The organism is Paenibacillus sp. MER TA 81-3, assembly GCF_023713585.1.
Lineage (GTDB): Bacteria > Bacillota > Bacilli > Paenibacillales > Paenibacillaceae > Paenibacillus_B > Paenibacillus_B profundus.
Genome location: NZ_JAMAWB010000015.1, coordinates 13,358 through 34,895 on the forward strand (window position 1 = coordinate 13,358; position 21,538 = coordinate 34,895).

At 50.9% G+C, this 21,538-nt stretch carries 22 protein-coding genes and 1 pseudogene; 5 read left to right on the forward strand and 18 right to left on the reverse strand.

Going from position 1 to position 21,538, the window contains the following annotated elements:
* Positions 1-16: 16 nt before the first annotated feature.
* From M3650_RS20485 to M3650_RS20505, 5 genes are all read right to left on the reverse strand, one after another.
* Positions 17-445, reverse strand: coding sequence for a threonine/serine exporter family protein (locus M3650_RS20485; RefSeq protein WP_233699358.1), 429 nt, complete (start codon positions 443-445; stop codon positions 17-19).
* Positions 446-463: 18 nt separating this feature from the next.
* Positions 464-1,222, reverse strand: a complete 759-nt coding sequence (locus tag M3650_RS20490) for a threonine/serine exporter family protein (RefSeq protein ID WP_019423367.1) — start codon at positions 1,220-1,222, stop codon at positions 464-466.
* A 170-nt stretch (positions 1,223-1,392) separates the two neighbouring features.
* Positions 1,393-2,148: an MBL fold metallo-hydrolase gene (locus tag M3650_RS20495; protein ID WP_251577327.1), complete on the reverse strand. Its 756-nt coding sequence runs from the start codon at positions 2,146-2,148 to the stop codon at positions 1,393-1,395.
* A 91-nt stretch (positions 2,149-2,239) separates the two neighbouring features.
* A complete protein-coding gene (locus tag M3650_RS20500; protein ID WP_251577329.1) occupies positions 2,240-3,166 on the reverse strand; it encodes a helix-turn-helix transcriptional regulator in 927 nt (308 codons plus the stop codon).
* Positions 3,163-3,816, reverse strand: a complete 654-nt coding sequence (locus M3650_RS20505) for a TVP38/TMEM64 family protein (protein ID WP_251577331.1) — start codon at positions 3,814-3,816, stop codon at positions 3,163-3,165. The genes M3650_RS20500 and M3650_RS20505 overlap by 4 nt, the downstream gene beginning before the upstream one ends.
* Positions 3,817-4,148: 332 nt before the next feature.
* On the opposite strand from M3650_RS20505, the gene M3650_RS20510 reads away from it, so the two are divergent.
* From M3650_RS20510 to M3650_RS20520, 3 genes are all read left to right on the forward strand, one after another.
* Positions 4,149-4,796, forward strand: a complete 648-nt coding sequence (locus M3650_RS20510; protein ID WP_251577332.1) for a DsbA family oxidoreductase — start codon at positions 4,149-4,151, stop codon at positions 4,794-4,796.
* A gap of 35 nt (positions 4,797-4,831) precedes the next feature.
* Positions 4,832-5,473 carry an NAD(P)-dependent oxidoreductase gene (locus M3650_RS20515; protein WP_251577334.1) on the forward strand — a complete coding sequence of 214 codons (642 nt, stop codon included), beginning with the start codon at positions 4,832-4,834 and terminating at the stop codon, positions 5,471-5,473.
* 217 nt (positions 5,474-5,690) lie between these two features.
* Positions 5,691-6,818: an ATP-binding protein gene (locus tag M3650_RS20520; RefSeq protein WP_251577336.1), complete on the forward strand. Its 1,128-nt coding sequence runs from the start codon at positions 5,691-5,693 to the stop codon at positions 6,816-6,818.
* Between the two features lie 290 nt (positions 6,819-7,108).
* Here the strand turns inward: M3650_RS20520 and pyrH are convergent, their stop codons facing one another.
* From pyrH to M3650_RS20565, 9 genes are all read right to left on the reverse strand, one after another.
* Positions 7,109-7,843, reverse strand: coding sequence for a UMP kinase (pyrH, locus tag M3650_RS20525; RefSeq protein ID WP_251577338.1), 735 nt, complete (start codon positions 7,841-7,843; stop codon positions 7,109-7,111).
* 186 nt (positions 7,844-8,029) lie between these two features.
* The gene (locus M3650_RS20530; RefSeq protein ID WP_251577340.1) at positions 8,030-8,269 is read right to left on the reverse strand and encodes a hypothetical protein; all 240 of its coding nucleotides are present in this window, start codon (positions 8,267-8,269) and stop codon (positions 8,030-8,032) included.
* Positions 8,270-8,342: 73 nt separating this feature from the next.
* A complete protein-coding gene (locus M3650_RS20535) occupies positions 8,343-8,723 on the reverse strand; it encodes an ArsR/SmtB family transcription factor (RefSeq protein WP_251577342.1) in 381 nt (126 codons plus the stop codon).
* 1 nt (position 8,724) lies between these two features.
* The gene (locus M3650_RS20540; RefSeq protein ID WP_251577345.1) at positions 8,725-9,150 is read right to left on the reverse strand and encodes an SRPBCC family protein; all 426 of its coding nucleotides are present in this window, start codon (positions 9,148-9,150) and stop codon (positions 8,725-8,727) included.
* 30 nt (positions 9,151-9,180) lie between these two features.
* Entirely contained in the window at positions 9,181-9,360 is a 180-nt protein-coding gene (locus M3650_RS20545; protein WP_251577347.1) for a hypothetical protein, read from the reverse strand.
* 189 nt (positions 9,361-9,549) lie between these two features.
* A complete protein-coding gene (locus tag M3650_RS20550) occupies positions 9,550-10,623 on the reverse strand; it encodes a HAMP domain-containing sensor histidine kinase (RefSeq protein ID WP_251577349.1) in 1,074 nt (357 codons plus the stop codon).
* The gene (locus tag M3650_RS20555; RefSeq protein ID WP_026011256.1) at positions 10,620-11,297 is read right to left on the reverse strand and encodes a response regulator transcription factor; all 678 of its coding nucleotides are present in this window, start codon (positions 11,295-11,297) and stop codon (positions 10,620-10,622) included. The genes M3650_RS20550 and M3650_RS20555 overlap by 4 nt, the downstream gene beginning before the upstream one ends.
* Positions 11,298-11,311: 14 nt before the next feature.
* A complete protein-coding gene (locus M3650_RS20560) occupies positions 11,312-13,075 on the reverse strand; it encodes an ABC transporter ATP-binding protein (protein WP_251577351.1) in 1,764 nt (587 codons plus the stop codon).
* Positions 13,076-13,290: 215 nt separating this feature from the next.
* Positions 13,291-13,578: an alpha/beta-type small acid-soluble spore protein gene (locus tag M3650_RS20565; protein ID WP_251577353.1), complete on the reverse strand. Its 288-nt coding sequence runs from the start codon at positions 13,576-13,578 to the stop codon at positions 13,291-13,293.
* Between the two features lie 161 nt (positions 13,579-13,739).
* Between M3650_RS20565 and pepT the strand changes: the two genes are divergently transcribed.
* Positions 13,740-14,972, forward strand: a complete 1,233-nt coding sequence (pepT, locus tag M3650_RS20570; RefSeq protein WP_251577524.1) for a peptidase T — start codon at positions 13,740-13,742, stop codon at positions 14,970-14,972.
* A 104-nt stretch (positions 14,973-15,076) separates the two neighbouring features.
* Here pepT and M3650_RS20575 read toward each other — a convergent pair whose 3' ends face one another.
* The 3 genes from M3650_RS20575 to M3650_RS20585 form a co-directional block, all read right to left on the reverse strand.
* Positions 15,077-17,026, reverse strand: coding sequence for a GTP-binding protein (locus M3650_RS20575; protein WP_251577355.1), 1,950 nt, complete (start codon positions 17,024-17,026; stop codon positions 15,077-15,079).
* A 79-nt stretch (positions 17,027-17,105) separates the two neighbouring features.
* On the reverse strand, positions 17,106-18,977 hold the full coding sequence (locus M3650_RS20580; RefSeq protein ID WP_251577357.1) for an alpha/beta fold hydrolase: 1,872 nt from the start codon (positions 18,975-18,977) through the stop codon (positions 17,106-17,108).
* A gap of 63 nt (positions 18,978-19,040) precedes the next feature.
* Positions 19,041-19,631 carry a TetR/AcrR family transcriptional regulator gene (locus M3650_RS20585; protein WP_251577359.1) on the reverse strand — a complete coding sequence of 197 codons (591 nt, stop codon included), beginning with the start codon at positions 19,629-19,631 and terminating at the stop codon, positions 19,041-19,043.
* 174 nt (positions 19,632-19,805) lie between these two features.
* Here M3650_RS20585 and M3650_RS20590 point away from each other — a divergent pair, with 174 nt between their 5' ends.
* Positions 19,806-21,005 (forward strand): oxalate decarboxylase family bicupin, encoded by a 1,200-nt coding sequence (locus M3650_RS20590; RefSeq protein WP_251577360.1) that lies wholly within the window; start codon positions 19,806-19,808, stop codon positions 21,003-21,005.
* Between the two features lie 9 nt (positions 21,006-21,014).
* Here M3650_RS20590 and M3650_RS32050 read toward each other — a convergent pair.
* A pseudogene (locus M3650_RS32050) lies at positions 21,015-21,134 on the reverse strand (PEP-utilizing enzyme); the annotation flags it as partial.
* Between the last annotated feature and the right edge of the window lie 404 nt (positions 21,135-21,538).

The window sequence follows — 21,538 nt, forward strand, 5'->3', positions numbered from 1 at the left end:
GCCGGTTCTCTGCCCATCATGCTGCTCTTCTCCGCAGCAATTGATAGACGACCTCCGAAAATACAAGCCCGATTGCAATCGCGCCCGATATCATAGACGCCTTGAAAGCAAGCGGTATCGCGATCTCATATTCATTCTCGACCATGTTTCTCATCGCATCATAGGCCATGCCGCCCGGTACAAGCGGGATAATGCCAGACACGTTAAACACGATAATCGGTGTTCTATAAGCCTTGGCGAATAGATGGCTAACCATTGCCACCGCGAACGAAGCAACCAAGCTTGCCGGAATCGGATCAACGTCATTTAGGGTGAAGGACAAATAGACGAGCCATCCGATCATTCCGACGGAGCCGCACTGCAGCAAGGTTTTTTTCGGGACGTTAAAGATGATGCCGAAGGCGGCGGAAGCGATGAAGCTAGTGACAAGCTGCTCGATGATCATAGACTTCCCCCTCTTGTTCTAGCTGAAAGAAATGACGCAGGCTATGCCCGCTCCAATCGCGAACGCAGTCAGTAACGCTTCAGCGCCCTTCGAAATCCCGGATACAAGATGACCCGCCATCAAATCCCGCACCGCATTGGTGATAAGCAATCCGGGCACGAGCGGCATGACAGAACCGATGATGATTTTGTCCAAATCCCGCCCCAGTCCGTTCTTGATACATAAGTATGATACCGTTCCGATCGCCACCGAAGCCAGAAACTCGGCAAAAAACTTGATGCGGACCAAGCGGTGGACGTATAGCAGGAGCGAGAATCCGATTCCGCCCGCAAGCAGCGCGGGAATGAATTCCGGCCAGCTGCCCCGGAACATGATGGCGAAGCATCCGCTTGATACGGAAGCGGCAGCGATCTGGATCCATACCGGATAAGCCAAATTCGCCTTATCTATCTTTTGCAGCATCCGAAAAGCTTCGGCCCCAGATAAGCTCCCGCTGCTGATTCTTCGGGAGATATCATTAACGAGCGTAACCTTCTCCAAATCGGTGGACCGATCGGAAATGCGGAACAGTCTCGTTGTCGGAGCCGATCCGTCGATAGCGAATATAATGCCTGTCGGCGTCACGAAGCTGTGACAGTTCTCGTATCCGTAGGAAGCGGCGATGCGCATCATCGTATCCTCGACACGATACGTTTCTCCGCCGCTTTGCAGCATGATTTTGCCCGCCAGCAAGCATATTTGGGTAACTTCGTAACTTTCATTCGACTGTGCGCTCATTCCCTGTCTCTCCTGTGAATGGCTTGTAGTGGGGTTTTATGTAATCGGTCGAGACCGCAACATACATTAACAAAAAGGAGAGCCTGCGCCCTCCTATTTATGCCTATAGTGTAACCGACGCCCCCGGGTTTAGTCTATGCCCCCAATGCTGTATCCATCATTACTTTTTGCTAGAATCGATACGCATTCTTGTGCCACTCCTGATGCAAGAACATACAATCGCATTGTTGCGTCGCTTCTTCATAGGAGATTTCCGTGCTGCTGCCCAAAATGGCATCGAAATAGGCGATCCGATTCGCGATGTCCCGGTCGATGCGCTGCTGTCCGCTAATAACTGTTCCGTGACTGGGGATGAGCGTACAGTGGCTGTAATCACGTAATTTGGCCAGAGAATCCCGGTGTCTGCGAACGTATTGGTTGTAATCGACAGATGGCAAAATCGGCTGTCCGTCATTCGAGAACATAAGTTCGTCACCGATGTGCACGAACTGCTCATTAATCATAATCAAGCTGCTGCAATGCGCATGCCCCGGAAATGACGTCAACGTCAGTTCATGCCGGGCGAACGTGATTTGCAGCGAGTGCTCGAACACGATGTCCGGCGTGAAATAGGGGTGTTCCTTCGGCTCTGTCCACATATCCAGTGTCGTCTGATAGTGCGCGCTTCCGTAGACCGGAACCTCCGGCAATACCTTCAATCCATACATATGGTCATCATGGAAATGCGTAAGGATGACCCCTTCTATCCGAATCCCGCACTCAGCCAGATCCTCAACGACCTGTTGTGCATGCTCCTCAAATGCAGTGTCAATGAGAATCGCCTGCGCACCGTCAATTAATGCGGTAATGTTGTATCCGTAATGCCGATCAGGCCTTGGATCGAACATGTACAGAATGATTCCTTCGGCTATTTCTTGCTTGAACATAGGACTCCCCCATACTATCTTTATTTTCATTTTTTCACATCGTATGCATCCGATACCCCCACTATAAAACACAATGACTGACATCTAGATGTCAGTCATTGTACGAAATTAATATTTTGGCAACGTATTTTTTCATTTCTTCCCGCAACACGGGCGGATCAACAACCTCGCAATCCTTGCCGAAGCTTAATATATATTTCATCAGGCCTTCCTCATGCGGAAAATAATCCTCGACGATATAATGGCCATCTTCCGTCTCCTTCATCTTCTCTCTGGGAAAGTGCTCCGTCAGTTGCATCCCTATGCGCGGCGTAAATCGCAACGTCACCTTCATGCTGCGACGATAGTAGCCTTCTTCGAAGATCTGGTTCATTCGCTCCTTCGACACCGATTCCCTTGGCTCGAAGCGGCTGCCGAGCTTGAGATTGTGAATCCGCACCAGCTTGAACCGCCGGTAATCCTGCCTGCTTCTGCAGAAAGCGACCAGATACCATTCACCTCTGGAAAAAGCGAATTGCATCGGCTCCACCGTTCGTTCGGAAACCTCCAGCCTGCGGTTAATGTAATCAAATACAAGCAGCTTCGACTCTTCAATGGCTGCGTTCATCAAGACTAGGTATTCCTTCAGCTCCTCTTCCATACTGAAGTGAGACATGTTGATGCTCCATTTATCCGATGCTCTGCGTTCTTGCTTGTATGTCTGACCGAACTTCAGGACGACGTCATTGAACAGCTTGTTCTTCCCGAACAGAACGTTCAAGTTATCCATAACCGCCATGAATGTATGGGCTTCTTCTTCATTCAGGAAGAGGTTGTCCACATTGTACTGCTCCATGATGTAGTAGCCCCCGCCTTTGCCGCCAATGGCTGCGATGGGGACGCCCGCCTCGCCCAGCTTCTCAATATCCCGGTAAATGGTCCGCAGCGACACTTCAAAATGTTCCGCCAGCTCTTTCCCCGTAACCGTCCCTTTCTGCGAAATAATAAGCAGCATCGAAAGCAATCGTTCGACTCTCATGAGCCCATCGAATCTTTCCGATCGAGTCCATGCCCGTTCAGATGATCCTCATCCAGCGTCTCTCTAGTGAAGCGAGCCTCGATTTTTTTACTAACCCATAACGATACGGCGAGAAACAATACGACATATAAAATTTGAACCGGATCTTGAATGATGCTCGATATATTATGTCCGATATAGGAGACCGAGAGCACCATGAGCGCCTTCCCGCCCGCAACGGCGATTAAAAAGGAGCGCAACGGCATGCGGGCCATTCCCGCTACCATATTGATAATAACGAATGGACCAACCGGAAAGATGCTCAGCAGAAACACATAGCTGAACGCATTGCGGCGGACCCAGAGCATGCCTTTTTTCACTTTAGGCTTTTGCGCCCAGCGTTCCAAGTACGGATGTCCGGCAATTTTGCGGACGATGAGGAACGTCACCAAGCAACCGCTTACCAAGCCGATCCAGGAGTATAGGAATCCGAGCCACAATCCGTACACGGCCGCGTTAACGCCAACGATGACAAGCGTCGGCAGCGGAGGAACGAATGATTTCATAAACGTTAACAAAATGCCGGGAAATGGTCCGAAGGATCGATATTTCTCCAGCAATTCCAGTAAATTGTCTTCCGTAAGATAAGACATCACATTCGATAACTCCATCTCTTCGCATGCACCCACTTTACCTTTACATTAACTAGCATCCTCGCCCTAGCATAACATAAATTGTCTAGAATCCGATTGCCCAACATGTCATTTTCGTGATGGCACTAACGGATTGTAAGGTTGAGTGAGCCAATCTTACAAAGCTGATCGGACATGTCCGCAAAATTAAAGTTGACAAACCAACCCCGTTGTAACTATAATGATTACAACAAAGCAAAACAATATGATTGCCTGCAGGAAAGCGCGACCCCCTTCCGCTTGTCCTATTTTTTAAATCTAGTTGTAACAATAATGGTTACACTCAATCTATTAAGAGGTGAACACGAACCATGACCTTACAAATCAAAGTGTACTCTGATTTTGTCTGCCCGTTCTGTTTCTTGGGTAAAGCGCCCTTCGAGGAAGCAATCAAAGGCAAAGACGTCGAAGTCGAGTGGATGCCATTCGAGCTGCGCCCAAGTCCAGCGCCTAAACTTGATCCTTGGAATGATTCATCCAAATTGCAGGGTTGGGAATCATATATTACGCCGACTGCCAACAAGTTGGGCGTCGACATGAGATTGCCCCGGGTGTCTCCGCATCCTTATACAGGTGTTGCGTTTGAAGGATATCATTACGCCAAAGAACAGGGCAAAGGCAATGAATACATGAACCGCGTATTCAAGGCATTTTTCCAAGAAGAACAAAACATTGGCGAAATCAAAGTGTTAACGAAGATTGCCGGCGAATTAGGGCTGGATGAGCAGGCTTTTAGAGATGCGCTGGAAACAGGAACGTATAAGGAAGCGCAACAACAAGCCCTCCAACATGCGTATGAGGAAGCCCGCATTACGGGGGTGCCCACCTTTGTAATCGGCAACGAGCGTGTTCAGGGCGTAGCAAGCAAAGAAATGTTCGAGAAGGTTCTCTCTCAACAAATTGAAGATAGCGCGCCTGTATCCGAGGGTTTGCAATGCGATTTAGATGGACACTGCTAAACATATAACTACAATTGCATGGAGGTAATGGAATTATGAAAATCGGAGTTATCGGAGCAAGCGGTAAAGCGGGAAGCTTGATTGTAAAAGAAGCTGTAGACAGAGGACATGAAGTGACGGCGATTGTGCGCGACGCATCCAAAATGAAGGACAGCAGCGTGTCTGTTATCGAAAAAGATGTATTTTCCCTTACACCGGATGATGTAAAAGGATTTGATGTGGTCGTGAACGCCTTTGGAGCACCACATGGACAAGAGCATCTGCACGTGGAAGCAGGAAGAGCATTGATTAAAGCCTTGCAAGGAGCGTCTGACACCAGATTGCTCGTGGTGGGCGGCGCCGGCAGCTTGTTCGTCGATGAAGCCAAGACGACCCGTCTTATTGATACGCCAGAGTTCCCGCAAGAGTATGCGGCAACCGCATCGAACCAAGGGAAAAATCTTCAGGATTTGCAACAGTCGAGCGGTATCAAATGGACCTTCATCAGCCCGGCTGCATTCTTTGACCCAGCAGGCAAAAGAACCGGTTCTTATCAAAAAGGCAATGATAATCTGATGGTGAACGCTAAAGGCAACAGCTATGTGAGCTACGCGGACTATGCAATTGCCGTTCTGGACGAGATCGAACAGCCTCAGCACATTAACGAACGATTTACTTTGGTTGCAGAAGCAGAATAATGGAAAGTCACCCCTACCGCATTAAAGTGCGGTAGACTCATTCCCAAAAAGTAAAAGCCGATTTTTCCTGACTACAGGAGAAGTCGGCTTTTACTTTGGCAGATTATATTTCATCAGCAGGAATGATTGGATATGATTTGCAAATGGAATGCTGTGTGTTATTATTTATGTAGTTACGTAATTACGTATTTAAGTGATTAAAGTTGGAGGGATTCCCGTGACCGTATCGCGTAATTTGGAAACGGAATTAGACGCACTGAAAGTGCAAATGAATGAGCTGCAGCAGCTTGTCAGACAGCTGGCAGCTGGAAACGCGTCCCAAGACGCGCGAGTGGCGACAGATGAAGCAACTCAGGAGCTGCTCAAGAACAAGGATGGAGAAGGAGAACTTGGCGGTGTCTTTTATTCGGGTCAATACTGTGGTGAAAAAGGGCAGTTCAGATGGGAGCCCCAAGAAAGACGTGTAAGCCAGCTGTTGGAGCTGGACGGCGACAAGGTCGCCAAAGTGCTGGCGGCCCTCGGCCATAAGCAGCGCTTGGACATTCTGCGCTCGGTTCTGAGGGAACCTCTAACTGGCACTGAGTTGGTTGAACGATTGAATATGGGCACGACTGGCCAGCTCTACCACCATATCAAAGCCTTGTCGGGGGCCGACCTGCTTGTTCAGGAGGAACGGGGTGGATCCTATTCCGTTCCCGGTCACCGGGCGCTTCCGCTTCTTCTGCTGCTGGCAGCTGCCTCAGACTTGTTAGATACGACTGACTATATGGACATGGCCGAAGCCCGGAATAACGCCGGATCGTACTTGGGTCAATCGAAGGAGGAGTATGATCCCCATCTTCTGCTGTGGGCCGTCGTAGAGAACAGTATACTGGAGCATCAAGCTGGGTATTGCAGCGAAGTAAGCCTATTCTTGCATGATAATGGAAGCATCACTGTGTCCGATAACGGGCGCGGAATTCCCGTGCAGGCTCTGCCGAACACCGAGACGTCTCGGGTTCAGTCTGTCTTTACGGATATGGGCCGCTTAAGCGCCAGCGCATCCATCATAGCTCCCGGAGGCGAGAAAGGCATCGGCATGTCTGTCGTCAATGCGCTCTCCCTTGCGCTCTCGGTTGAAATCCGGCGGGAAGGAACTGTGTTCCGGCAAGATTATAAGCATGGCATTCCACAAACCGGCGTCATGACCGTAGGCATAACGAAAGAAACGGGAACGAGCGTCACCTTTCTGCCAGACAGCGACATTTTCCGTTCCCCGTTCGATTATGGCGTATTAACGAAGCGTGCGAATGAAATAGCGCAAGCTTACCCTGAGTTGGCGATTCGTGTGTTTAACGGGCGGTAGACAGCTAATTTCAGGATCGCATCCGACCTTGTCTCATCCTCCATTGGATTATGTACAGCGAAACGAGTGCATTTTCCTCTTTACGGCAGGTTTGATTGGAAATGATCCAATAGTTTGTCACTCATACCTTATCAGACGCTAAAAATAGCCGGTGCCACTGCACAAAATACAGTCCACAGGCCGTTCTGCCGCCAAATTCGCACATTTGACTGTATGTTTTCCAATGGAATTGTTTCTAAGGGTTCGCCCCCTGCACAACAAGCGGATGCAGGGGGGGTCATTATGTTCACTTAACTAAGCCTTAGTTCAGAATCACCGCTGATGATAGTCCCCGTGTTCTTGCCATCCATGATTTCACTCATACAGCCGGGCTTATCGAAGTTGAACACATGAATCGGGATGTTGTAATCTCTAGCGAGAATGAATGCGGACTGGTCCATGACATGCAGGTCATGTTGAATCACATCGTTATAATGCAGCGAGGCGTATCGCAGCGCATCCTTATTGCGCTTCGGGTCTTGATTGTACACGCCGTCCACCCCTTGCTTGGCCACGAATATCGCCTCGCAGTTCACCTCAATAGCCCTCTGTACCGAAGGATAATCGGTCGTCACGAACGGTTGACCGTTCCCTCCCGCGAAGATGACGATGTACCCTTTCTCCAAATGGTGAATGGCCCTTAAACGGATATAAGGCTCAGCCACAGACGTGACCGGAATTGCGGTCATCACCCGCACCTCTGTCTTCGTCTTCGATTTCAATACGCCTCTAAGCATCAAGCTGTTGATGACCGTCGCCAACGTTCCGATATTGTCAGCCTCGGCTCGTTCGATGCCCCAAGCTTCGCCCATGTTGCCGCGAAAAATATTGCCTCCTCCGATAACGATAGACACTTCGACCCCTATGCTGACGACGGATAATATCTCGTTCGCAATGTGCTCCAGTCTCTCTGGATCGAACCCAAATTCGCTGCTCCCCGCAACGGCCCCGCCGCTAAGCTTGATAAGAACCCTTTTGTACCTCATCGATGCCACACCTCCCAAGAAAATAAAAAACACTAAAGCATTGACTGCTTTAGTGTCGAAAAAAGGAATATGAACGATCGGATCAAAGGTTTGCTTTATCCCGGTCTTTAACATATTCCCCCACCTTCCATGTGCATTTAATTTCCAATTTTATAGTATCGGGTAATGAATTGCAACCCTTATACTCTACAAAATTTGTACTTCTCGATTATCCGTTTTATCGACAATTTGCTTAATGACTCGCACGTTTTCATCCTGCTGAGGCAGGATATGGGTGATGAATGCTTCGGCAAGCTCGACCCTATTTGTTTCGTCTTCTATTAACAGGATGGATGCTGCGAATTGCCGACCAGCTTCACCAAACGCATCCTCTACGCCAGACTCTTTTCCTGCTTTTGTTACAATCGTTCCTCTTGACCGGCCCATGTAATTCTTCCACTAGAATCGCTCTGGATGATACTGATATAATTCCAAATTTATTCGGTTATCTGCCTCGCCGTTATTCCGTTGTCTTCCGTTCGATGACGGTAAGCGGGGGAAATGGAGCCGCACTGTTCGGCTCGTCCGATTCCACCAGATGCTTGAGCACGGATAGCTTATTTTCCCAATACCGCTCGTAGTAAGCGAGCCATCGCTTTAATTCAAGCAGCGGTTCCGGGTCAAGGCGGTAGCGCGTCTCCCGGCCGACCTTGCGGTCCTTGACGAGTCCCGCATCCGCCAAGATGCGCAAATGCTTGGACACGGCCGTCCGGCTCATCGGAAAGTGACCGCTGATGACGGTGACGGGCATCTCCTGATCGCTCAACAGCTCCAGCAACTGGCGGCGTGTAGGATCGGCGATAGCCTGGAACACGTCATGCTTCGGTAATGATGCCGTCATTTCATGCCTCAACATGGGCAGCCAGCGATTGCTGCAGCCCTGTCCATCCCTGATTCATTCTGTCGCGCACCATTGCATGGGATTGCCCGAATTCGGTCACCTTGTCAGCATCCCAGCCCGCATGGATGAGTGTAAACTCTGTTTTTCCGTCCAGATCGACTAACTCGAACGTGAGGGTCCAATCTTTGCCCCAGTTGAAAGACAAGCGGTTAGGCGGAGCGATTTCCGTCACTTTGCATGGCGACATGCCGAACGGACCGGCGTTCAATTCGAACTCGTATCCCTCAATAGGCTGAAAATTATTGGGCATGAACCAAGCAGCAATTCCCTCCGATGTGGCAACCGCATCCCATACCTTCTGAATCGGAGCATTCAGCACCAACGTCTGACGAATGTCCGGCAATGTATTATTCGAGTTGTGTTCCATAACGAAACCTCCAAATATTGATTGTAAAATTTATGTTTTGCTCTTTACTTTATCCTGCGGGCGCAATCGCAGAGCCGACCACTTTTCATCGACAGCCACGTTGCTGACAACTCGATATGTTGTACTATTCTGCACCATCGCAGCCAGAATATCCCGGTTTATGTCTGTTTTTACTTTTGAGCTTTGCTTCGGATACGTAATCCAGAACACTGCTTCTTCAATAATTCAGCTTGCATCGGATCATACCCTTCCTTTATGACACCTTTTGGTTTCGTTTCGTATTATATGACACCTTTTGGTTTCATGTCAAATGATGAAGCCGCTTCAATAAGAACGAAGGCATCATAACGAACAGCCCCTCGGGTAGACAGCTTGTATCTCCCTGCCTATCCTGAGGGGTTATCTCGACGAAGACTGTGATGCTGCTTCTAACGGCAGCACGACCTCGAATGAGGTTCCTCCGTCTATTTTACTCTGTACTGCGATGCTTCCCTCATGCATTTCTACAATTTTTTTGACAATGGACAGCCCCAAGCCGCTTCCTCCTTTTTCAGAGGTTCTCGATTTGTCCGCTTTGTAAAACCTCTCGAATATACGCTTCATATCCTCATCGTTCATACCGATTCCCGTATCCGATATAGCTACGAATGCGTTCCCGCTCCGTGCATATACGCGTATCCGAATCGTTCCGCCATTCGCCGTAAATTTCACGCTGTTCGTAATGAGATTATTCCACACCTGGCTCATTAAATCTTCGTCGGCTGTAACGGTAATCGCTTCACATTCGAGCTCCATCTCCAGGTCCTTCTCCAGCCAAGCCGGTTCACACGCCAGCATGGCGCTCCGCAATTGCTTATCCAGCCGATATCGTGTCGGCTCGAACGGATGATGCTGTGATTCCAAGGAAGTGAGCTTTAATAAGTTTTCGCTAATTTTTGATAAACGATTGCTTTCCATCTCGATAATGGTGACATAATGTTGACGTTCTTCATGCGTCAGGTCAGCCCTTTTTAGCACATTGGCGAACCCATGAATCGAAGTGAGCGGAGACTGAATTTCATGCGACACGTTGGAGATGAAGTCTTGTCTCATTTTTTCCAGTTCGCCAAGCTCGACCGCCATCTGATTGATGGTGCTCACAATTTTGCCAAGCGGGTCGTTTTCATTAGAACGGATGTCCAGACTGACACTGAAATCTCCCCTGGAGATTTTCCGTAAAGCTTCTATGATTTTATCCCATACCTTATAATGCTTCTTGCCTACAATGAGCGAAATAAGATACATCGTACATCCAAAAATAAAAAAGACGAGCAGCACATTAATCCATTGGGCAGCGAAGCTGTGAAGATGTATGCCTATATACTTATAAAGCGCTTCGGTGCCATAGAATGCTATCCAGGTTCCTATCGTCACCACTGCCACAACAAGGCAGACACCGCCCATTATTTTAAGAATGGCTTCGCCCTTCTTCATGAACCGATCTCCAATCGATACCCGAGGCCGCGAATGGTGCGAATTTTGAAGCCATATCGCTCTTCCGGGAACCGCTCGCGCAACCGCTTAATATGAACATCGATGGTGCGCTCGTCGCCTTCGTAGTCATATCCCCATATTTCTTCAATTAATTGCTCTCTGGAAAATGTTTTTTGCGGATAGCTCGCCAGTTTGTACAGCAACTCGAATTCTTTTAACGGCAAGGTCATGGGTTCACCATCACTGCGCAGCTCATACGTGCCCCGATTCATGAAAATCGTGCCAACTTCGACCGTTTGCGAAACCGAAATACGGTACCGCTTCAATAAGGATTTCACCCTTACGATCAGCTCGGCTGGATCGAAGGGCTTCACGAGATAATCATCTGTACCTAGATGGAAGCCTTTGACCTTTTGTGTCGTCTCGCCCTTGGCCGTCAGCATGAGAATCGGCATGTCCTCGTAATAGCGGCGTACCTCGCGGCATAGCTCCCACCCGTCCATATTCGGCATCATAATATCCATAATGACCATATCGACTTTGACGGATTCGAGCGTGGACAGTGCCTCGACACCGTCCGCCGCTTCAAGCACGTCGAAGCCTTCATTGCGCAAACAGACTTGCACAAGTTCTCGAATATGTGCATTATCATCTACAATTAATAGGTTAGCCATCGCGCAGATTCCTTTCATTCCCGCTCTTGAATGCGCAGCTGCTGGGCAGCGAATTCCCGGTACATGTCATGGGTTTGGTATAGCTGCTCATGCGTGCCGCTTCCGGTAATGCGACCTTTCTCCACGAATAAAATGTTATCGGCATCGACTACTGTCGAGAGACGATGCGCAATGACAAGCGTCGTTCTTCCCTCCATCAAATTATCGAGCGCCTTCTGCACGTAAATTTCCGACTTGCTGTCCAGACTCGAAGTGGCCTCGTCGAGCATTAAGATCTGCGGGTCGCGCAGCAGCGCACGTGCGATCGCGATACGCTGACGTTGTCCTCCCGATAGCTTGATGCCCCGTTCCCCGACCTCTGTCTCATATTGATCCGGAAGCTCGGATATGAACTGATCCGCGTAGGCCATCTGCGCTGCCCGCTCCAATTCGTCCTCCGTTACGTTTCTATCGGTACCGTACACAATATTATCGCGGATGGTACCGGACAGCAGTGCGCTTTCCTGTGCCACGTAACCGATCTGGCTGCGCCAAGATTGCAGAGAATACTCATCAATCGGTGTATTTCCCAGCTTAATGACGCCGCTCGACGGAGCGTAGTATCGTTCCAGGAGCGAGAATAGCGTCGTCTTCCCGCCGCCGCTCGGACCGACAATGGCCGTGACTTTGCCAGGTTCGACCGCAAAATTCATCTCCGACAAAATCGTCTCTTCTTCATATGCAAACTCAACTTGATCCAAGATTATCGGTTGATTCACTTCAGTCAGCTGCTTGCCTGCATGCAGATCTTCTTCCTCATGGTCAAGCACGGTAATGATGCGCTCCGTTGCGCCCATCGCTTTCTGCAATTGGGTGAAGAACATCGTTAATTGAGTCATCGGCATAATAATCTGAATCAAGTATAAGATGAAGGCGACCATATCTCCAGCCGTGAGCGCTCCGGAAGATACGCGCACGCCACCATAACCGATAATCGCGACAAGCACGACCATTAAAATGAACGAAATCAACGGACTGATAATCGCTTGTATCTTCGCTTCGCGCAATCCGAACCGGAACAAGTTCGTAATGCCGGACTTGCCTCTGTCATATTCGATCTGCTCCGCATTGGAAGCCTTGACGAGACGAGTTTCAGGCAATACCTGATTGAGTACGGCAGTGAACCGTGCCGTTTCGTCCTGCATCCCCTTCGAGATGGCGAACATCTTCTTCCCGAGCAGCATCAACACGAGCATCGCCAGCGGTATGGCCAGCAGCATCACCAATGTCATCTGCCAATCTAGGAATAACAATATCGTGACAGACCCGATAATCGAAATGACGCCTGTCAGGCAGCCCGCCAAGTGCTCGGTAATCAGTTCTTTCACAACCGATGTGTCATTCGTTACCCGGCTGAGCGTTTCTCCAGTGTCGTGCTTGTCATAATACGAAATAGGCAGGCGGAGCAGCTTGTTCCACAATTGATCCCGCAAGTTCGCCACGACCCTGTGCCCTACCCGATTCAACAAGTAAATGGACAAGCCGCTCGCTGCAGCTTGTATCACGAAGGCAATGACCAGCATGCCGATTTGCCAGCGATTCAAGGACTCCATCGAGAAGCCATCGACCAGATTTTTCGTGAACAGCGGCACGACGAACCCTACCCCTGTCGTAGCTACACTCATGCAGAGCGCAATGATTAACAACAGCTTCGACGGATTCGTCTGTTGTATTAGACGAACGAACTGCCGCCAATTCCCTGACGTTTTTTCTTCCCTTGCTTCCCTTGCTTCCCTCATCTATTTCTCTTCCCCCTATCTTCTTCATGCTAGCCGTTTTTTTCATCTTACGGCCTTCTGTCATTACTCTCTGTCGTTAACTTATCAATCTATTATGAACTGAATATGAACTGCGGGAAATCATGGATGCTGTCGATCTCTAGAGAAAAAGGGCGACTGCATCGACGCAGTCACCCTTGATGTGTTCCCCTATACATTCCTTCGCAGACCGTCCCTTACTTATTCGGCCGCTTCGCCAAATTTTCCTGCGCGAGACGGATCATTTCGCGAACCATCGTACCGCCAATGCGCCCCCCTACGCGGCCAGCTGACTCTGTAGATAATTCCCCGTTGCTGCCTGGCTGCAAGGGCACTCCCAACGTCTTGGCCACTTCGTACTTGACGTCATCCGGGCGATTCGGATCGACAGCGAAGCCCTCGCGCCGCATCACCTCTGCCTTGAATGCATTGACACCTTGTTCTGCCCCTGTAACGAGCAGCTTCCGCCGGCTCCTTCTGGCCATACCAATATACCTCCTGCTTGTCTAAAATCATTTTATATTCATAACATTCCCCTGCTTGTTCATAATATGTGAAGTTCTAAAGTGACTCTAAAGTGACGAGTACTGGCGCATCGTTCGTGTTAATATGGAGATATATAACTATGAGTTGGGGTGACGATAGATTGAAAAGCGAAATCATTCAAAGATTTTCGACCTATGTAAAAGTGGACACGCAATCCAATGACGACAGCGACACTTGCCCGTCCACGCCGGGGCAGCTTGATCTGGCCCGGATGCTCGTTAACGAATTGAAAGAAATCGGCATGGAAGACGTTACAATGGACGCAAATGGATACGTTATGGCTACCCTTCCTTCCAATACGGAGAAAGAAGTGCCGACGATCGGATTTTTGGCCCATATGGATACGGCGACTGATTTTACCGGCGCGGGCGTCAATCCGCAAATGGTAGAAAACTATGACGGAAGCGAGATTGTGCTGAATAAAGCGCTGAACATCGTGCTGTCGCCGCAGGACTTCCCGGAGCTGGCCAACTATAAGGGCCATACGTTAATTACGACGGACGGAACGACACTGCTCGGGGCGGACAACAAAGCCGGCATTGCCGAAATCATGACGGCGATGGCGCATCTCATCCGCCACCCTGAGATCAAGCACGGCAAAGTAAGGATCGCTTTTACGCCGGACGAGGAGATCGGAAGAGGCCCGCACCGCTTCGACGTAGCCGCCTTCGACGCCCGGTATGCCTATACCGTGGATGGAGGACCGCTCGGCGAGCTGGAGTATGAGAGCTTCAACGCTGCACAAGCGAAGATTACGATTAAAGGGAAGAACGTTCACCCCGGAACGGCGAAGAACAAGATGGTGAATGCCGCCAAAATCGCGATGGAGCTGAACGGAAGACTGCCAGCAGAAGAAGCCCCGGAATCGACGGAAGGATACGAAGGCTTCTATCATCTGATCTCCATCAGTGGTGACGTGGAGCTGACCAAGCTGCGCTACATCATCAGAGACTTTGACAGAGATCATTTCAACGCCCGCAAAGCTAACTTGGAGACGATAGTGAAAGACCTGCAAGCGACTTATGGACAGGGAAACATCATCCTGGAAATGAGCGATCAATATTACAACATGAAGGAAAAAATTGAACCGGTCAAAGAGATTGTCGACATTGCCTATCAGGCGATGAAAAATGTGGGCGTCGAACCAAGCATCACCCCGATTCGAGGCGGCACGGACGGCTCGCAGCTCTCCTACATGGGGCTGCCTACACCGAATATTTTCACAGGCGGCGAGAACTACCACGGCAAATTCGAATATGTCTCAGTCGACAATATGTTGAAAGCGACAGACGTCGTCATTGAAGTCATCAAGCTATTCGAACAGAAAGCGTAACACTTACTTAAGCGTACCGCACACACGAATAGGCGCCTAAAGGCCATCCGGAACGGATGGCTTTTCTTCTTTTCATCGGAAAAAGATCGCGCTTCCTGCTGCCATCAAACGTGCATATGCTGCTCGGCCTCATCCCACGGCACGCTGTACGCTTGTCCTTTCGAACAGAACATGGACGAAGACGTATATGCTGGATCGGCATCCTTGTTGTATGCTTTCTTGGCAATGACTTCTTCTCGATTATGACATTCCCCGTAACCGCCGAACATCAGCTGGATCGTCCCCTTGCCCTGTGTAAATGAAGCAAGCTCCGCGCTGTAATTCATAAACGCAGCCACCGGCACTTTACCCGCAATAACGGCTTTGCCGCCAGCGAACTCAGGGGGATCGAACCGGCCGCACGCCTTCTGAATATCTGTCATGACTCTTCCCATATCGTCGATATCCACTTTAATCTTCACATCGTAATACGGTTCAAGCAGTATGTTGTCCGCATACTCCAGCCCTTGCCTGAGTGCCCGATACGTTGCTTCCCGGAAATCTCCGCCGCTCGTATGCTTATTGTGCGCCCGGCCTTTCAGCAGCGTAATGTGGAGGTCCGTGACTGGCGATCCAGTCAGCAGCCCATGATGATCTCGCTCCATCAGATGCTGCTCGATGACATGCTGATAATTAACCGTCAACACGTCAGGATGGCATGCATTTGTGAACGTGATCCCGCTGTTCCGTGCGGCTGGCTCCAGCTTCACATGAACTTCGGCATAGTGTCCCAACGGTTCGAAATGACCGCAGCCGGTAACTGTGGATCCGACCGTTTCTTTGTATAAAATTTCAGGAGGCCCAAACGTCACGTCCATCTGAAATCGCTCCTTGACCACTTGCTCGAGCACCTCGAGCTGAATGACGCCCATCACATGGATATGAATTTCCTGCACATACTCATCCCATATGACATGAAGCGAAGGGTCTTCGACATCCAAGAGGCGAAAGCATCTTAGCGCCTCTTTTGCATGAAGGGAAGGGGGATAGATGACTTTCGACGTTAAGGTAGGAACGATGTCGTACACCGCCTGTTCCTGGAGAGCGCCCAGACCGTCACCCGTTGAAGCTGCCGATACCCCAGTTACTGCAAACAGTTGTCCTGCCTCCACACGATCCACATTTTGATGCTTATGGCCGTTGTACACTCGAATGGACGTCACTTTCTCGGTTGCCCTATCCGCTCCCAGGCCGTAGCTAATCTCATCCCTTACATGGAGCGCTCCGTTTAACGCTTTTATATAGGTGATTCGGGTCCCGTTCTCGTCGTGGCGGACTTTATAGACCCGGCCTGCAAATGCGCCTTGGTTCGAGTATTCAGTCAACGTCCAAGTGTCCAGCTGTTCCAGAAATTCCACAATGCCGATATCCTGCAAAGCAGAACCGTATGCGCAAGGAAACAGCCTATGTTCCTTCATCATCGCCTTCATCGCATGCAGCCAGACTTCATGGTCATAAGCCTCTTCCATATAGAGCTCAAGCAGGCGATCATCCCGTTCGGCAATGAAAGCGATCAGTTCCTCGCTCATGCGGCCTGCCTCATCATTCGACGTCACATCACACACATCCGGGGTCAGGTTCAAGCGGATGTCCCCGTACACCCGCTGCACATCTGCCCCGACCCGATCTGTTTTATTAATAAAGAAGAACGTCGGCACCCTATGCTTGCTTAGCAGCTGCCAGATGGTCTCCGTATGGCCTTGCACGCCTTCGACCGCACTGACGACAACGATGGCATAGTCCATCACTTGAACGGCCCGCTCCATTTCGGAGGAAAAGTCGACGTGCCCTGGTGTGTCGATCAAGGTATACGTATTATCCTTATAGGTCATCACGGCTTGATCCGCAAAGATCGTGATACCTCGTTCCTTCTCAATATCATGGCCATCCAGGAAAGCGTCCTTGTCATCGACCCGCCCCCGATTCCGAATGCTTCGGGTATGATATAGCAGCTGTTCGGCCAAAGTCGTTTTACCCGCGTCTACATGGGCGAACATGCCGATTGTCTTGTTCATGGCGACACCTCGTATTTTGTAAGAGCATCTTTCTGCTGCTTCCATGATAGCACAGACGTAAATGGCGCTCACGGGGGCTTCATTCTGTTGAGCTGCCCAGCTCAATTAGCAGCTGTGCCGTTTCCTGCGATTGAAAGACGGGAAATTGATGCCCGAACGGAACTGCTTTCACACGAGGATCTAGACGGAAAGGCTCCGTAATCGTGTACACCTTGTCCTTCGCTCCCCAAAGAATCGTTGTGGGCACGCTGGGCAGAGCGGTTGGCGACAAGGCTGGCAGATGATGATGCACCATATGCAGCATGGCTGCATTCGCTGCCGCGATGCGCGGAGAAGAGAGGCCTTGGATGACCGCTTCGACATATCCATCCGGCAGCTCGCTACGTTCCATTGCTCCTTCCTCCCGCAGCAGCATTCTTGTTAAAGAAGCAGTGTTAAGACGTTGCAGCAGGAAGCGCGACCATTCGATGGATGTGCTATGCCATCGGCGCATGCGGTTGCGGGGCGAATGGAGAACCGGCTGCAGCAAGTACAGATGCTGCACCTTATCCTGTAATGCGGCGGCTGCCTTGGTGGCCAGAACGGCGCCGAATGAATGCCCTGCAAGGCGAATAGGACCGGGGTGATCCGCTATCGCGCGGCACAGGGCTTCGACATTGCCTTGCAGTGCATCCCCCTGCCGCAGCGACGGAGATCTGCCGAATCCGGGCAAATCCACGATCCATACCGGATTACCGGTCCGCTCATGCAATTGTCCGGCAAGGGGAACCAAATCATCTGCTCCGCTCAACATGCCGTGCACCAACACCCACGGTATTCCACTTCCCTCCTTTACGAGCACGGCCAGGTCCCCTTTCCGCTCCTTCACATAGCCTTCCGGTTCCTTACGGTTCGGATAGGTCAGGCGATAATCCAGATCGGCAATCGCCATTGGCAGGATGTCGCTTGTATTTAAAGGAGCCTCCCCCATGCGTTCGAGAAGCTCGTTCGTCTCCACGGTGCGGAAGGAGCGGTCGGTTATAAAGGATAGAGACTCGGCGGGAATACCGGTCAGGCGACTGCCCCCAGCCTTCATCGCGGTTCGCAGCAATGACACTGGCACGGACAGCCGGGGAGCAGGCACTCTTAATTCCCGGGCGATTAAGGTCAGCAGCTCCCGCATTCTCGGCTCCCTTCCCTTCTCGCCGAGAATGTTGTAAGTGCATCCGCCCGGTGCTGCATCGCGCGCCAGATAAGCGATGATGCGGGCCAGATCGTCATTGGCAACGATCGGCAGCCAGTGCGATGTTCCCCCGGGGATGACCGGCATCATCTTCCGCCGCAACGCCTCGACGAGAATGCCTAGTCCCCCCGTCTGTTCCGTCGTCCCTGCGGGCTTGGCTCCCACGAGCGTGCACGGGTTCACGACGGATAACGGATACTCATGCACCTTTGCTTGTTGACGTATGTACAGATCGGACAAAAACTTCATTCGTTCGTATGGGCCTTCCTTTTTCATAAACCCATCCCATTGGAAAACATCCGTCTCCATATCGACGTTGCCATCATGAAAGGGACTCATGTACCCGACGATATGGATAAAATGGCGCAACCCCTTCGTTCGCTGTATATCTGCTGCCAGCTCCGCCACATGGCGGGCGCCTTCGAGAAAGGTCTGCTTCGCTGCCGCCGGATCGAGCGTAATGCTCATTGTTCCTCCCGCATGAATGATCACGTCGGCCATACACGCAAGTTCGCGATCGTCCGAACGCAATCCAAGTCCAGGTTCGGACAAGTCTCCTTGCAGCAGCGTGATACGCGTGTCTTCGCCCAATCCCATGCGTTGCAGCATGGCAGAAGCCTTCTCCGTCGAACGAACCAGGAGCAACAGCCGCTCCCTGCCTTCTGCGAGTTGTTTGACAACTTCCTTGCCTATAAACCCGGTTCCTCCGGTGATAAACAGAACACTCATCTCGATTCCTCCACACAATTTAGAACTACGTAGTTCTATTTATGAATAAAAAAGAAGCTTCATTTAATGAAGCATTCTACAAAAATGAACAGCCGTCCGTTTGATGACCCCGGCATCGCGGGTTGTTTCGGCCAATACAAGCGAACCTTCCAGCGCCGCTATGAACAGCGAAGCCGCCTCATCGGCCCCGATGCCTTCCCGGAACTCTTGCTTCTTGACTCCTTGTTCGAACAGCTTCGTCAGAAGCGGATGCAGCTCGGTAAAGAAACGGAATATTCTCTCTCTAACGGCCTCGGCCTGCTCCGAACATTGCAAATATAACGATACGAACGGGCACCCCCCTTGGTGGTTCCGTTCCGTAAAGCCTGCGGCCAGCGATTCCATGAAGGCCAGGATGCGCTCCTCCACCGTAAGGTCGTTTTGGCCGAGCGAGGCGAATAACTGGGCTTCATACCTATCGGCCCAAAATTCGACGACGGCCAGCAGCAACTCCTCCTTGCTCTTGAAGTGATAATAAATATTCGATTTCGACACACGGCTTTCCCGCATCACATCATCCATGCTTGTATAAGCATATCCGCCCATCAGAAACATCTGCGCTGCCGTCTGGATGACCTGATCGCGATTGGATGGTTGGTTTCTTTTTCGATTCATAACTAGAACTATACAGTACTATTTATAATAAATCAATCCCTTTAGTTTAAGGCCGCTATCTTAGGATTCGAGCCGCCGTTATGATGGGCGCACCCAACATACTCCCGCTGAACGCGTCATATTACTAAAATGAAGTATCGATCCTCACATTACGACAAAGGAGCGTGTTTCATCATGGATTATCTCCCTCCGCAGCAACCTGCATATGCAAATGTGCCGCAGCCCATCAGGAAAGACGGGGCAGGCGCAACCGATCTCGGCCCGCGCGATGTCATGCGTGATTTGGAGAATCCCGATCTGCTGGTGCCGCCGGCCACCGATGCCGGAACGGTCCCTAACTTGAAGTTCTCGTTCTCCGATACCCACATGCAGTTGAATTATGGCGGCTGGTCGCGGGAAGTGACGGTCAGGGAGCTTCCGATCGCAACGACCCTTGCAGGGGTGAACATGCGGCTGACGCCGGGCGGCGTGCGAGAGCTGCATTGGCACAAGCAAGCGGAGTGGGCGTACATGCTGCTGGGCCGGGCACGCATCACCGCGGTCGATCAGAACGGGCGGAACTTCATTGCCGATGTCGGCCCGGGCGACCTGTGGTATTTCCCTCCGGGAATTCCGCACTCGATTCAAGGATTGGAGGAAGGCTGCGAATTTCTGCTCGTATTCGACGACGGCAGCTTCTCGGATATCGACACGTTCTCCATCACCGATTGGTTCGCGCATACGCCTAAGGACGTGCTGGCATCTAATTTTGGCGTACCCGAAAGCGCCTTTGACGGGATCCCGACGGAACAGCGGTACATTTTCCAATCCACCGTGCCCGGCTCGCTAGATAGCCAGAAAGTGCCGGATCCTTATGGAACGGTGCCGCTATCCTTGACTTACCGCATGCTCGCCCAGACTCCGATCAAGACACCTGGCGGATCGGTACGTATTGTTGATTCGACCAACTTTCCGATTTCGACCCGCATCGCGGCAGCGTTGGTCGAGGTTCTGCCCGGGGGCATGCGGGAAATGCACTGGCATCCGAACAACGACGAGTGGCAATACTACCTCACCGGCACTGCACGCATGACGGCTTTCGCAGCGGAGGGTGAAGCCCGGACATTTGACTTCAGGGCTGGCGATGTCGGATATGTGCCGTTCGCCTTCGGTCACTACATCCAGAACACTGGCAATCAAAGCCTGTGGTTTCTGGAGATGTTCCAGAGCGACCGCTTCGCCGATGTATCGCTGAATCAGTGGATGGCGCTCACCCCTCACGAACTCGTGCGTGATCACCTCCATGCCAGCCCCGAACTGATGCAGGCGCTGCGCAAACAGAAATGGCCTGTCGTCAAATACGAGGGGACGCCCAAGCCGCCCAAGCCGTTGTGACAGGGGGCATTACTGCTCCAATAACTGCACGATCCCATGTCCGCCATCTACAATGACCCTATCTCCCGTTTTCAGCCTTGTTGTGGCGTTGCCGCAGCCTACAACTGCCGGAATCCCCATACTTCTGCTTTAGTGAAAACATGCCCATATTCAACCTGGTCAAACGAGATTGCCTTTTGTGTGTCCATTACCTGACGCTTTGAGGCATAGCACATAAGTTGAACTTCATTGTTTTCCGTAGTCAGTGTGAGTTCCCATTGGATAATGTACAGTGGAATGTACAGATTGAGCGGCCAAGTGGCATGTTGACTGTATTTAGTACAGTGGATTTGGCTGTTTTTCAGCGACTGCGGCGAAACGAGTCCAAACCATTGGATGAATTCCAATGAAACCTGCTGCAAAGGGATTTACAAGATGTTTCTACTACATAAAATCCAATGAAATGAGACACGGAGGATACGAAGCAGCCTTTCGCCCTGCTTTTTCTCTACATATGAGGCGAGAGGCCAAGAGGGAGCGATTCCCTGCCAGAA